The organism is Cupriavidus sp. 291-E7 (genome assembly GCF_057798835.1).
This window is the reverse complement of the sequence record NZ_JBYOJV010000002.1, coordinates 197876-211149: the sequence shown is the minus strand read 5'-3', so window position 1 is coordinate 211149 and position 13274 is coordinate 197876. Positions and strand designations below refer to the sequence as shown.

12 protein-coding genes are annotated in these 13274 nt (G+C 58.7%); all 12 read right to left on the bottom strand.

The annotated features are described in order from the left end of the window. Positions 1-4: 4 nt before the first annotated feature. From AC3FLX_RS03865 to rfbB, 12 genes are read right to left on the bottom strand one after another with little or no spacing between them, the layout of a single operon-like run. A complete protein-coding gene (locus AC3FLX_RS03865) occupies positions 5-1753 on the bottom strand; it encodes an FkbM family methyltransferase (protein ID WP_488694040.1) in 1749 nt (582 codons plus the stop codon). Beyond that, positions 1750-3015 carry an ABC transporter ATP-binding protein gene (locus AC3FLX_RS03860; RefSeq protein ID WP_488694038.1) on the bottom strand — a complete coding sequence of 422 codons (1266 nt, stop codon included), beginning with the start codon at positions 3013-3015 and terminating at the stop codon, positions 1750-1752. The genes AC3FLX_RS03865 and AC3FLX_RS03860 overlap by 4 nt, the downstream gene beginning before the upstream one ends. 2 nt (positions 3016-3017) lie before the next feature. Further along, on the bottom strand, positions 3018-3884 hold the full coding sequence (locus tag AC3FLX_RS03855; RefSeq protein WP_488694036.1) for an ABC transporter permease: 867 nt from the start codon (positions 3882-3884) through the stop codon (positions 3018-3020). Next, the gene (locus AC3FLX_RS03850) at positions 3884-5065 is read right to left on the bottom strand and encodes a DegT/DnrJ/EryC1/StrS family aminotransferase (RefSeq protein WP_488694034.1); all 1182 of its coding nucleotides are present in this window, start codon (positions 5063-5065) and stop codon (positions 3884-3886) included. The genes AC3FLX_RS03855 and AC3FLX_RS03850 overlap by 1 nt, the downstream gene beginning before the upstream one ends. Positions 5066-5068: 3 nt before the next feature. Continuing rightward, positions 5069-5998 carry a GDP-L-fucose synthase family protein gene (locus AC3FLX_RS03845; protein ID WP_488694032.1) on the bottom strand — a complete coding sequence of 310 codons (930 nt, stop codon included), beginning with the start codon at positions 5996-5998 and terminating at the stop codon, positions 5069-5071. 1 nt (position 5999) lies between these two features. Next, positions 6000-7130 (bottom strand): GDP-mannose 4,6-dehydratase, encoded by a 1131-nt coding sequence (gmd, locus tag AC3FLX_RS03840; protein ID WP_488694030.1) that lies wholly within the window; start codon positions 7128-7130, stop codon positions 6000-6002. A 20-nt stretch (positions 7131-7150) separates the two neighbouring features. Next, the gene (locus tag AC3FLX_RS03835; protein WP_488694028.1) at positions 7151-8566 is read right to left on the bottom strand and encodes a mannose-1-phosphate guanylyltransferase/mannose-6-phosphate isomerase; all 1416 of its coding nucleotides are present in this window, start codon (positions 8564-8566) and stop codon (positions 7151-7153) included. A 57-nt stretch (positions 8567-8623) separates the two neighbouring features. Beyond that, entirely contained in the window at positions 8624-9748 is a 1125-nt protein-coding gene (locus AC3FLX_RS03830; RefSeq protein ID WP_488694026.1) for a glycosyltransferase family 4 protein, read from the bottom strand. Positions 9749-9800: 52 nt separating this feature from the next. Next, entirely contained in the window at positions 9801-10373 is a 573-nt protein-coding gene (gene rfbC / locus AC3FLX_RS03825; RefSeq protein WP_488694024.1) for a dTDP-4-dehydrorhamnose 3,5-epimerase, read from the bottom strand. Continuing rightward, positions 10370-11248 carry a glucose-1-phosphate thymidylyltransferase RfbA gene (gene rfbA, locus AC3FLX_RS03820; protein WP_488694702.1) on the bottom strand — a complete coding sequence of 293 codons (879 nt, stop codon included), beginning with the start codon at positions 11246-11248 and terminating at the stop codon, positions 10370-10372. The genes rfbC and rfbA overlap by 4 nt, the downstream gene beginning before the upstream one ends. Before the next feature lie 10 nt (positions 11249-11258). Beyond that, positions 11259-12173, bottom strand: a complete 915-nt coding sequence (gene rfbD / locus AC3FLX_RS03815; protein WP_488694022.1) for a dTDP-4-dehydrorhamnose reductase — start codon at positions 12171-12173, stop codon at positions 11259-11261. Next, a complete protein-coding gene (gene rfbB, locus AC3FLX_RS03810; RefSeq protein WP_488694020.1) occupies positions 12163-13227 on the bottom strand; it encodes a dTDP-glucose 4,6-dehydratase in 1065 nt (354 codons plus the stop codon). The genes rfbD and rfbB overlap by 11 nt, the downstream gene beginning before the upstream one ends. Positions 13228-13274 lie beyond the last annotated feature (47 nt).

Below are 13274 nucleotides of genomic sequence, written 5' to 3'. Positions count from 1 at the left end.
ACAATCATTCGGCCAACTCCTTGCTTACCCAGTTCTCCCAAATGAACGGGAACTGATATGTCACTCGATGCGTCGTCGACAGGCGCTTCTGAATCGATTGCATACGCGCCTCCGCATCTGGAACAAAGTCGTGAAAATGAACCTGCAGCCGCCGGATACGGCTGATCATCCCAGTGTCGATCAAATGATCGAGCAGGTCGTACTCTGCCCCCTCAATATTGACCTTCATGAGATCAACGTTCGATACACCTTCGGCGTCAAAGATCTGCTCCGGGGTAACGATCTGAATCTCCACGGATTCATCGCTTTCCAGCCGCGTCGACGACGCGTCTCCATCGATAGCGATTTGTGACACCGTGGGCGCGCGCCCCAACCCGACGCTGTGCAGACGGATCGCATCGTTATGTGCAAATCGCGCGGCGATCTGCGTGGCGTATGAGGGAACCGGCTCGAAAACATGAATGCGGCAGCGATACCTCGCGTACATGTCGCTTGCCCATTGCCCTTCAAAGCCGCCCACGTCAAATATGATGGACTCTTTCGACAATGGATATTCGACGCGGAGCGTTCGATCACCATCGGCGGCGACCCACTTTTGGTAGGCAGCCTCTTTTATCGAAGCTGGCAGGGGCGGCGGTGCGGGGGGCGGTGGGGGCGGCGGCGGCGGCGGTGGATCGACCCGGTCTGCTGCGTACTGCAGCCTGTAACCCGCGGATCTCATGGCCCGTACGATCAGGCGTTTCACGTTGGTTCCGTTTGCATTTTCAGTTTGTCGCCCAAGCTCGGGACCGCTTTCTGTCTGCGCGGTCTCCATAGCCTTCCGCGCAGCCTCTTCCGTTGCCTTGCTCGTCAGTTCCGACATCGGACTGATTATCGTGGGCGCCCGCGACGATTGCGGCGTGGTGCCCAAAACGTGCTGCAATACAATGGCCAGGTTCGGGAAGAACTGTGTGTTCCAGAGGTAATGGCGTCGAACACGACTCAGTGCCGCAAGGTGCTCCGAGTAATGCTGCGGATTGTCCAGGCAATCCACGATTGCCTGCACTGCGCGCTCCGGCTCATTCATCGAGATCGGCATCCACGCATCGTCCCCGTGATATCGACCGACATTCGTACAACCCGCATAGAACGGATAGCACCACGCGAGCCAGGCATCGGGCAGCTTCTCGGTCAGAAAGTCATCACCCTCCTGGTTTTCGAGAACGATGGCATAGCGATAGCGTGACAGGAGATCCCATTTGGAATCGAAGTCCCGAATGCCGCGTCCGTAGACATGCAGCCTTGGACCAAGCGCGTCGGACAATGCCTGTACGAAACGCAGGCGCGCACGATGACCTTCGCTGAAAGCCTTGTCGGAGGAAATCACACAAATTTCCTCGGCTTTCTCCATTGGCGGCAGCGCCAACAGTTCGTCCATCGACCGCTCGACGAACCACGGATGTGCCTGCTGCATCCGGAAGATCCGGGGATGCACTACGTCCTTACGGCCCGTCAGAACCGTGTGAAACTGGGCAAGGAACTGGCTGTCGTAGTGGCCAAGCTCGTCCGGCTCGCCGGTAACGAATATCGTCCGATCGGGCGGGCAATTCACCTGCTCCGTAGCTGCGAGCGATTCGAATACGACCCAGGCATCGCAATCCTTGATATCGGAATCGATGTGAAAGCGGAAAGGTCCCCAGGTCGGCGTATTGCCGGGAAACTGGCGCGCCCAAGGCCATCCGGGCGCACAGGTCGACAATTTGACGTCAATCATGCGATGGACAGGGTTTCGAGTCGCCAGGCCGGATTCAACTGCACATAACCAAACGACTGCTCGATGGGGTGCTGCGCGTTGTACTTCGACGAACGGCGCACCGAAATCGGGAAGGACACCAGGTTGTCGAAATAGTCGCAGACGCCAAACTGGCTGGAATGAACCTCCAGCACAAAGCTGCCTGCCACCAGGAAATCAGCCGGAATCTGGGCGTGAAGAACGTATTCGCCCGGCATCACTGATTCCATTTCGGGATTCCAGTCCGCAGCCAGCGAGCGCGTAATCATCTCGCCCAGTACCGTCTTCAGGTAGAAGCCCATGCGGAACGCCTGGATCGGCCTGTGCACACGGAACTCGATCCGCACATCAATGGGCCGGCCGCCATCGCATTCCGTCACCGGGAATCCGTTCTGGAGAATCAGCACATTCAGGCAATCGACATCGTCTGTATGGAACGGCAGACCAGCATGCTCGGCATTCACGGTCCGGCGCATATAGGACAGCACGGCCTCGTCGACCGAAACCTTGCCGCCATTGAGACATCCGCCTTCCAGAATCAGCGCTGAATCACACATCTCCTTGACCGCGCCCATGCTGTGGCTGACGAACAGCACCGTGCGGCCTTCCGCCGCAAGCTGCCGCATCTTGCCCTGGCATTTCTTTTGGAAAGCGGCATCGCCTACCGCGAGTACCTCGTCCAGTACGATGATGTCAGGCTCAAGGAAGGCGGACACCGCAAATGCCAGTCGCACATACATGCCGCTGGAATAGCGCTTTACCGGCGTATCGAGGAAGCGCTCGATCTCGGCAAAATCCACGATCTCGGCAAACTTGCGTCGCACTTCCGCCTGGCTCATGCCTAGCAGCGCGCCATTCAGATACACGTTCTCGCGCCCGGTCAGTTCCGGGTGAAAACCGGTGCCCACTTCCAGCAGACTGCTTAGTCGTCCACGAATCCGCACGCTGCCGGTTGTTGGGCTGACCACGCGCGACAGAATCTTGAGCAGCGTCGATTTACCTGCACCGTTGCGGCCAATAATGGCCACTCGCTCGCCCTCTTCAACTTCGAAGTTGATGTCGCGCAGTGCCCAGAACACTTCCTCGGTCTCTTGCTGGCTCGCGCCTTTGCGGCTTCCGGGACGCAGCAGTGAACCCAGCCCGCTTCCAATGGATTCTCGCAAGGACTTTTGGGCCGGTGCCTGAGTACGATGCTTGAGCAGGTAGCTCTTCGACAGGTTTTCTACAACGATTGCTTTGCTCATAATTACATCAGATCCGCGAAACCACTTTCAGTCCGGCGGAAAAACCGGATGCCCGGGACAAGCAAGACGATCGTGACCGTGATGGAGATAGCCAGTGCATCCCAGTGCAATGGATTCTGTCCGCCAAGCAGACACCAGCGGAAGCCGTCGATAATCCCAACCATCGGATTGAGCGAATACAACAGCCGCCACTTCTCCGGCACGATCGAACTGGCGAAGCCTACCGGCGAAAGATAGGCACCCAACTGGATGGCCACCGGTACCAGGAAACGGAAATCCCGGTAGCTAACATTCAGGGACGCCACCCACAGGCTGCACGCCAGCACAAACATGCACAGCAGCAACACGAACAGCGGCAGAAACACGATCTGCCAGCCAGGCACGTGCAGGTAGAACAACGACAGACCCAGATATACAACGCCCGCGGTGGCGAAATCCACGACACCAACAAACAACGCGCTAAGCGGTACGATCAGCCGCGGGAAATACACCTTCGAGATAATGTGCCCGTTGCCGACCACACTGTTACCCGCATCCGAGAACGTTGCCGAAAAGAACTGCCACGGCAGCATGCCGGCGAATACAAGCAATGCATACGGCGAGTCGTTGGACGGCAACTTGGCAAGCTTGCCGAAGACCAGCGTGAACACCAGCATCGTTGTCAGCGGACGGAGAATGGCCCAGCTCATTCCCATCGCGGTCTGCTTGTACCGCACCAGCACGTCCCGCCACACAAGAAGCATGAGCAGCTCACGGAAGCGCCAAAGATCGCGCCAGTAGTGACTTGCATCGGGCCGCGGAGAAATTACCGTCTCCGGCTTGGCCTCAGCCGACATCTTGTGCTCGGGGGCGTTCAGGGTATTCTGCATCAGCCTATTGCGCCCGGTAGTTCAGCCAGGGCGCTCTCAAGAAGTTTGAACTCGCTGTCCAGCGGGTAATGATGGTTACCGATGAAGCAGCCGGCACGATCGATCTCTTCCGCATTAACCAGGCTTCCATGAATGCTGTAGTCATACCACTTCAGCACTTCGTTTTTCGCAAAGTTTCCGGCAACGATAGGCCGCACATCGATTTCGTGCTTCGTAAATGATTTGATCAGATCGGCGCGCGAGAACGGGGCATCGGGTTCCACGATCAGGCTGAAGCCAAACCAGCTGCTTTGACCGATTTCACGCTGCGTGCGCAGATAACGCACGCGCGACATCAGGGCCTGGAACTTCTCCGCATTGCGGCGTCGCTCTGCCACCATGCCCGGAAGCTTGCGCACCTGCGGAATGCCAATCGCGCCGCTCAGCTCAAGCGGACGCACGTTATAGCCCGGCAGCACAAACCGGAACGACTCCTCGAACGGGTTGTCGCTCTTCGTACCGCAGACGTGATTTTGCTTGGGCAAGTTACGCGTCCAGCCATGCGCGCGCAGGGACAGAAGGATGTGGTACAGCTCTTCGTCATCGGTCACCACCATTCCGCCTTCCATCGTCGAGATATGGTGGCTGAAAAAGGACGAATACGTACCCATCAAACCGAAGGTGCCAGCCTGGCGGCCTTCGAAGGTCGCACCCATCGACTCGCAGTTATCTTCGATGATATCGATGTTGCGCTCGCCAATGATGCTGCGCAGACGCGCGAAATCGTTGGGATTGCCCAGCAGGTTGACCACCATGATCGCGCGCGTCTCGGGCGTAATTGCCGCTGCCAGCGCATCGAGGTCATAGTTCAGCGTTTCGCGGTCGACGTCGACAAACCGGAGCCGCAGGCCATACTGCTGCAGCGGGTGGTATGTGGTGCTCCACGATACCGCCGGAACAATGATTTCATCACCGGCATTCAGAGGGTTCTGCTTGCGAAAACGTAGCGCCCCGACCATTACCAGGTTGGCCGACGAACCCGAATTCACCATGACGCAGTAGCGGCTGCCGACGCTTTCGGCAAACACTTTTTCGAACTCGCCCACATGCTTACCCATCGTAAACATGCCGGAGGCGATAACGCTCTGCATCGCATCGAGTTCTTCCTGATCCCACGTGGTACTAGCAAGCGAATACGGCATCCATCACCCCAATTGATTCAAATAATAGTCATAGGTCGCGCGAAGTCCGTCGACTAGCGACGTCTTCGCGTTCCATCCCAGTTCGCTGGCCCGGCTGATATCAACCAGCTTGCGGCTCATTCCGACCGGCTTCGAACGATCGTGGACGAACTGGCCCTTGTAACCGATGACGTCGGCCGCGGTGCGGTAGTACTCGTTGACTTCATAGTCATGGCCGAGTCCGATATTCAGCAATCCCGGCAACGCATCAAAGCGTTCGATACTGGTCAGGATGGCATCCGCGAGATCGCCGGCGTACAGGAATTCGCGTCGCGCCGTGCCGTCACCCCAGATATCCACTACGTCATTGCCGGTGATCTTGGCCTGGTGGAGCTTGTGGATGATTGCCGGCACCAGATGCGAGTGCTGCGGATCGAACTTGTCGTACCTGCCATAAAGATTGCAGGGAATCAGCGTCTTGTACTGGAAGTCCGGCGTTTCACGGCTGATGTAGTCGCCCAGTCGTGCAACGGCACACTTGGCCAGTGCATAGCCTTCGTTCGTGGGCTCCAGCTGTCCGGTCAGCACCTCTTCCTCGCGCAGCGCATCCGGGCTGTTACGCGGATACATGCACGAGCTGCCGAGGTTCAGCACCCGCTTCACGTTTGTCTCGCGCGCCGCCATCAACAGATTCTTGCCCATGTCCCAGTTGTCCACGAGGAACGCCACGGGTTCGCGAATGTTGGCCTGAATACCGCCAACACGGCCGGCGGCATGCACGACGCATGAGGGCTGGAGATCGCGCAGGAAACCGCGCACCGCATCGAAGTTGCGCAGATCGAACTCGCGGCTGGTGGGCGCCACGATCTCGATATTGCGCTCCGCTGCAAAATCGAGCAGGTTGCGCCCGACCATGCCAGTACCGCCAGTCAGCAGGATGGGACCAGATGCCACGTTACTTTTCTCCAAGATCCGGACGGAACACCTTCAGGCCGCGACCCAGCACGGCCTTCTCGCGCGCCGCCAGTACCGCGTCGGACTTGGCCATCTCTGCGACCAGCTCGGCGAACGATGTCTCCGGCGTCCAGCCGAGCTTTTCACGTGCCTTGGTGGCGTCACCAAGCAGCGTCTCCACTTCCGCCGGCCGGAAATAGCGCGGGTCCACACGGACTATGGTCGAGCCAACCTTGACGTGCGGCGCATAGGTGTCGTTCTCGACTTTCTCGACGATCCCGACCTCGTCCACGCCCTTGCCCTGCCAGCGCAGCGTAATTCCCAGTTCACGAGCGGAGAGGTCTACGAACTCACGAACGCTGTGCTGCTCACCCGTGGCAATCACGAAATCCTCGGGCTTTTCCTGCTGCAGCATGAGCCATTGCATCGTGACGTAGTCACGAGCATGACCCCAGTCGCGTAGCGCATCCATGTTGCCCAGATACAGGCAGTCCTGCATGCCCAAAGCAATGCGGGCCAGCGCGCGCGTAATCTTGCGCGTCACGAAAGTCTCGCCGCGAATCGGGCTTTCGTGGTTGAACAGGATGCCGTTGCACGCGTACAGGCCATACGATTCGCGATAATTGACCGTAATCCAATACGCGTACAGCTTGGCCACAGCGTAGGGGCTGCGGGGATAGAACGGCGTGGTTTCCTTCTGGGGCACTTCCTGAACCAGACCATACAGTTCCGAGGTCGATGCCTGATAGAAACGCGCGGTCTTTTCAAGGCCCAGAATACGGATTGCCTCCAGTACGCGCAGCGCTCCGATACCGTCCGAGTTGGCGGTGTACTCCGGCTCCTCGAACGAAACCTGTACGTGGCTCTGCGCCGCGAGGTTGTAAATCTCGGTCGGCTGCACCTTGGCGATAATGCGCAGCAGGCTGCTTGAGTCTGTCAGATCGCCGTGGTGAAGCTCCATATTCGGGCCACCGGAGTGGGGATCATGGAACAGATGGTCAATACGATCCGTATTGAACAGCGACGTCCTCCGCTTGATGCCGTGGACGTGGTAGCCCTTAGCAAGCAGAAACTCGGCCAGATAGGCACCATCCTGTCCTGTGATACCTGTAATCAGTGCAACTTTGCTCATAGAATTTCGGTGTCCTTTATTCAAATCCGGCCGTACGTGTCTTCAAAGCGGACGATGTCGTCTTCCGCCAGATAGTCCCCGCACTGCACTTCGATCATTACCAGCGGAAGCTTGCCGGGGTTTTCCAGCCGATGGCGATTGCCGGCCGGGATGTAGGTCGATTCGTTGGTGTTGATCAGCATCTCTCGCTCGCCGTTGATCACCTTGGCCATGCCATTGACCACGATCCAATGTTCGCTGCGGTGGTAATGCATCTGCAGCGACAACGACGCGCCAGGCTTGACCTCGATCCGCTTGATCTTGAAGCGATCGCCACCGCCCACTACCGTGTACGTCCCCCACGGGCGATGTACCGTCCGATGAATCTTGCTCGATTCGTGGCCACGCTCGCTGAGCTTGCGGACGATCTCCTTCACTTCCTGCGTGCGATCCTTGTGCGCCACGAGCAGGGCGTCGGCCGTATCGATGACCACCAGGTCACTGACGCCAACCATGCCCACCACGCGATCCTCTCCACGCACATAGCAATTCGAGGTGTCGTGCAACAGCGCCTCGCCTTCGATGCAGTTGCCGCTGCAATCCGCGCCGGCCAGTGCACCAATGGCATTCCACGATCCAACGTCACTCCAGCCAATTTCACACGGGACCACGGCCAGCTTGTCCGACTTCTCCATCAACGCATAGTCGATCGAGATATTGGGCACATTTTCAAATTGCGCGGCCAACAACTCGGTCTGCGACATACCCGCTGCCGTTACGACGCGTGATCCGGCCAGGCAGTCGCGCATCGACTCCAGAACCTCGCTGGCGTGCTTCTCAAACTCGGCCAAAACCGTTCCCGCGGTGAAGCAGAAAATCCCCGAGTTCCACAGGTAGTTGCCCGCCGCAAGATATTCGGCCGCCTTCTCCGCACTCGGCTTCTCGACGAACCGGTTCACACGGTTGCCATCGGCCTCGATATAGCCATAGCCCGTCTCGGGGGCATCCGGTCGAATGCCCAGCGTCACCAGGTGGCCAGCCAGCGCCAGCGCACGCGCCTTGCCCACGGCATCGGCGAATGCGGCCTGATCGGAAATCAGGTGGTCCGCGGCAAGAATCAACAGAACCGCATCGTCACCGTGCGTCTTGGCCGCATGCAGTGCGGCGGCAACTACGGCCGCCGATGTATTACGGCCAAATGGCTCAAGAATGTAGGAAACAGGCGTGTGTGCCGCATTGATTTCGCGATACTCATCTTCCGTCTTGAAGAATAGTTCGCGATTGGTAACAGTGAGGACTTCCGCCACGTCGGGCAATGCCGCCGCGCGCAGGAAAGCCTTCTGCAGCAGGCTCTGTGAATCCGGCAGGCGGATGAACGGTTTGGGATGAAATTCCCGGGACACCGGCCACAGCCTTGTCCCGGCACCACCCGACAGAATCACCGGAATGAACGTCATTGAAATCACCAGTTCCGTAGTCGAATCTTGTAGTCCGTGCGATGGCAAAGGCGCCATTCAAGCAAATGCCTGAATGACGCTCCGATAGTGGGCCACCACCTTCTTCACATCAAATTCTTGCTGCACCTTCATGCGCCCTGCCCGGCCCATTTCGCGGCGTGCCGGCTCACCGAGCGCGAGCATCGCTTCCATTTGCTTGGCCAGGTCTTCGGCGCTCTGCTTTTCGCACAGGAGTCCGTTAACGCCGTGTTCAACGATATCCTTGCACCCCGGGACATTCGTCGCAATGATCGGGCGCTCCATTGCCGCAGCCTCCAGCAGCACACGCGGCACACCTTCGCGATAGGAAGGCAGCACCACGCAGTCCGCTGCCACAATGGCTGGCCGCACGTCGCTGGCTTCGCCAAGGTATTCGATGACACCCTCCGCCTGCCATTGCAGCGCTTCCTCGACAGGAATGGCACTCGGATTGGAAGCACCATCAGGCCCAAGCAACTGAAAGCGCACGTTGGGATAGCGCTGCCGCAGTTGGCGTGCAGCCTCCACATACTCACCAATGCCCTTGTCCCGAAGCAGCCGGGCAATCAGCAGGAATGTGAAACCCTCCGTGGCATGTCCCGTCGGCTCGGCAAGGTGGCGGAAATACGTCAGGTCTACGCCTTCACCCGGCAATACGACACATTTGGACGAATCAACCAGGCGCCCCGTAACAAACGCGCCGCGATCTTCATGATTCAGGAACCAGACCGCTTGCGGAAAGCGCAATGCAATCCGATACAGCAACTTGCTGACCCACGACACCAGGCCGACATTGATAAATACATAACCAAGCCCGGTGGTGATGGCGATTGACTTCGCGCCGGCCAGCCATGCCGCCACCGATCCGTAAATATTCGGCTTGATGGTGTAATGAAAAATGATTTTCGGCCCGATGCGCCGGTACAGCGAACTCAGGACGAATATCAGACGCAAATCCTCCAGCGGATTGTAGCCCTGGGGGGACATCTGCACTGGGTGGAACACACAGCCGAGCGCTTCCAGCGCCGCTGAAACATGGTCCGCGGGCGCCACCACATGCACCTCGTAGCCGTCAGCAATCAACGCCTCGAGTACTCCGTGGCGGAACTGGTACATCCCCCAGGCCGAATTGCCACAGAACAGGATTTTCTCTCGCGCAGCCATGCGGTTCACTCCAGCACGAGGGCGCAATTGGGCCGCGACCAAACGTAGCAAATCATGCCGCCTGATCACCCGTCATGGTTGGAAGGTCCGCATCGGCCAGCATTGGAGCGGCCGCATCCTTGGCAGCGAGCACAGGCGCACCGGACAACGGCCAGTCGATGCCAATGGTGGGGTCGTTCCAAGCCAGCGAACGCTCATGTTCGGGATACCAGTAGTCCGTGGTCTTGTAGAGAACCTCGGCCTCCTCGGAAACCACCACGAAGCCATGCGCGAACCCTTCCGGCACCCACAGCTGCCGCTTGTTGGCGGCGGATAGCAGCATGCCGACCCATTTGCCAAAACGGGGGGATCCGCGCCGCAGGTCGACCGCGACATCGAAAATCTCGCCCGTCAGCACACGGACCAGCTTGCCCTGAGGGTGCTGTACCTGATAATGCAAACCGCGCAGGACATTCTGGGCGGACCGGGAATGATTGTCCTGGACAAACGCCCGGCTCACACCCGTGGCCTGTTCGAAGTTGCGCGCGTTGAAGCTTTCGAAGAAGAAACCACGGTCGTCGCCAAAAACCTTTGGCTCGACCACCAATACCTCGGGCAGCGATGTCGGAGTAACCGTCAGATTCATTTCACTGACTCCGAGATCACCTGCATGAGATATTTGCCATACCAGTTTTTCAACAGCGGATTCGCCAGCACGGCAACCTGCTCCGCGCTGATCCATCGATTCCTGTAGGCAATCTCTTCCGGGCACGCAACCATGAGCCCTTGACGCTTCTGCAGCGTGGCAATGAACGTTGCGGCTTCCAGCAGCGATTCGTGAGTACCGGTGTCGAGCCATGCATAGCCCCGACCCATGATCTCAACATCGAGCTTGCCCAGTTCAAGGTAGCGCTTGTTGACGTCGGTAATCTCAAGTTCGCCACGCTCGGACGGTTGAACCTCGGCGGCGATGTCGCAAACCTGATTGTCGTAAAAATACAATCCGGTAACGGCATAATTCGAGCGAGGCTTGATCGGCTTTTCTTCCAGCGAAAGCGCACGGAATTGTTCATCGAACTCAACCACCCCATAGCGCTCGGGATCGTGCACGTGATACGCGAACACGGTGGCGCCCTCCTGCCTTGCGGCGGTACGGCTCAACTGCGCCACGAGATCGTGACCGTGAAAAATGTTGTCACCGAGGATCAGCGTGGACGGGTCATTGCCAATGAAGTCGCGGCCGATGATGAATGCCTGCGCAAGGCCGTCCGGCGACGGCTGCACCGCGTATTGGAGATTGAGTCCCCAGTGCGCGCCATCGCCAAGCATGTCAGAGAAGCGTCCGGTATCCTCGGGCGTGGAGATGATCAGGATGTCCCGAATCCCAGCCAGCATCAGTGTGGATAGCGGATAGTAGATCATCGGCTTGTCGTACACAGGCATAAGCTGCTTCGACACCGACTTTGTAATTGGATAGAGCCTGGTACCGGAGCCCCCGGCCAAGATAATGCCTTTGCGCATGATATCGATATCAGGAAAGAATCTGGTCAAGCAGGTAGTGCACACCCTGTCGCCAGTCCGGAAGATAAACCGCAAATGTCTCGCGCAGTTTGTCGGTGTTCAGTCTCGAATTGGATGGGCGAGGTGCCGGCAACGGATAGGCTGCCGCAGGAATGGCCTCGATTTCTTCGGCGGCAACTTTTAGCGCAACGCCTTTGCTGGCCGCATAGCGAAGCACTTCCGTCGCGTAACCATGCCACGACGTTTCACCTGCTGCGGCGAGATGATAAATGCCGGACAAAAGCGCCTCGCGGTCTCCACGAAGCCATGCCCGGTCCACGATGTGGGCTGTTACGTCGGCAATCAAGGCCGCCGTGGTTGGTGCACCAAACTGATCGGCAATCACCCGCAGCGTCTCACGCTCGCGGCCCAGCTTCAGCATGGTCTTGCAGAAATTCGCGCCGTGCGCACCGGCCACCCAGGACGTTCGCAGGATAACCGACTGGGCGCCGGTTGCAGCTATGCCTTCCTCACCCGCCAGCTTGCTCTTTCCGTACACCGAGAGCGGACCCGTGGCATCGGATTCCACATACGGCGTGGTGCCACTGCCTGCGAACACGTAGTCGGTGGAGTAATGCACAAGCAGCGCTCCCAGCGCGCGAGCTTCCTCCGCCAGCACGCGCGGCGCCTCGGCATTAATCGCAAATGCGCGATCAGAATCGGTCTCCGCCTGGTCTACGGCCGTGTAGGCTCCCGCATTGACAATTACCGTTGGCTGCAGGGTACGCAGCACATCGCGCACGACGGCAGGGCGCGACAAATCGCACGCTGCCCTATCGAGCGCGACAACGTTGCCCAGAGGCGCGAGACTACGTCGAAGTTCGAATCCGACCTGACCGTTGCTTCCTGTTACAAGAATCGTGGGAGTGGCCGCCTTATGCTGCATATTGCTTCGCCACCCAGTGCCGGTATTCACCGGAGACCACATCCTTGACCCACGCCTGATTGTCCAGATACCAGCGGACTGTTTTGCGCAGGCCAGTCTCGAACGTTTCGGCAGGCCGCCAGCCCAGTTCGCGCTCCAGCTTGCGGGCGTCGATGGCATATCGGCGGTCGTGGCCCGGTCGATCCTTCACGAACGTGATCTGGTCGCGATAGGAGCCCGCCGCCTTGGGCTTGAGCTCGTCGAGCAGATCGCACAAGGTATGCACAACCTCGAGATTGGTCTTCTCGTTCCAGCCGCCGACGTTATAGGTTTCGCCCAGCCGGCCACGCGCCAGTACCTCGCGGATCGCGCTGCAATGGTCGCCCACATACAACCAGTCACGCACGTTATGACCGTCGCCATACACGGGCAGCGCCTTGCCCGCCAGTGCGTTGGTAATCATCAGCGGGATCAGTTTCTCGGGGAAATGATATGGCCCGTAGTTGTTCGAACAGTTCGTCGTCACGACCGGCAGGCCGTAGGTGTGGTGATAGGCGCGGACCAGATGATCGGACGCGGCCTTCGACGCGGAATACGGGCTATTCGGCGCATAGGCCGTGGATTCGGAAAACTGCGGATCCTGCGGACCCAGCGATCCGAATACCTCGTCGGTGGAGACGTGGAGGAGGCGGAAGTCTGCCTTCGCGGCGCCCTCAAGCTTGCCCCAGTAGCTACGGACAGCTTCCAGCAGCGTGAACGATCCGACGATGTTGGTCTGAATGAAGTCCGCGGGACCGTGGATGGAGCGATCCACATGGCTTTCCGCCGCGAAGTGCACAACAGCGCGAGGCTGGTAGGTATTCAGCAGTTGATCAAGTGCGGCGCGGTCACAAATGTCGGTTTGCGAGAACACATGCCTCGCATCGCCATCGAGCGATGCCAGCGTCTTGAGATTCCCGGCGTACGTCAGCTTGTCGACGTTTACAACGCTGTCCGCGCCCGGCTGTGCCAGCCAGTCGAGGACAAAATTCGCGCCGATGAAACCCGCTCCGCCCGTGACCAAAATGTACGACAAAATGCTTGCTCCCCTGCCTTCGATATGTTTCGATTTGCCGACAAAAG

Excerpts from the sequence above, each read along its gene's own strand:
- AC3FLX_RS03835 (WP_488694028.1), bottom strand. The coding sequence starts at position 8,566 with ATGACGTTCATTCCGGTGATTCTGTCGGGTGGTGCCGGGACAAGGCTG.
- AC3FLX_RS03850 (WP_488694034.1), bottom strand. The coding sequence starts at position 5,065 with ATGCCGTATTCGCTTGCTAGTACCACGTGGGATCAGGAAGAACTCGAT.
- rfbD (WP_488694022.1), bottom strand. The coding sequence starts at position 12,173 with ATGCAGCATAAGGCGGCCACTCCCACGATTCTTGTAACAGGAAGCAAC.
- rfbC (WP_488694024.1), bottom strand. The coding sequence starts at position 10,373 with ATGAATCTGACGGTTACTCCGACATCGCTGCCCGAGGTATTGGTGGTC.
- rfbA (WP_488694702.1), bottom strand. The coding sequence starts at position 11,248 with ATGCGCAAAGGCATTATCTTGGCCGGGGGCTCCGGTACCAGGCTCTAT.
- AC3FLX_RS03830 (WP_488694026.1), bottom strand. The coding sequence starts at position 9,748 with ATGGCTGCGCGAGAGAAAATCCTGTTCTGTGGCAATTCGGCCTGGGGG.
- gmd (WP_488694030.1), bottom strand. The coding sequence starts at position 7,130 with ATGAGCAAAGTTGCACTGATTACAGGTATCACAGGACAGGATGGTGCC.
- AC3FLX_RS03855 (WP_488694036.1), bottom strand. The coding sequence starts at position 3,884 with ATGCAGAATACCCTGAACGCCCCCGAGCACAAGATGTCGGCTGAGGCC.
- AC3FLX_RS03865 (WP_488694040.1), bottom strand. The coding sequence starts at position 1,753 with ATGATTGACGTCAAATTGTCGACCTGTGCGCCCGGATGGCCTTGGGCG.
- AC3FLX_RS03860 (WP_488694038.1), bottom strand. The coding sequence starts at position 3,015 with ATGAGCAAAGCAATCGTTGTAGAAAACCTGTCGAAGAGCTACCTGCTC.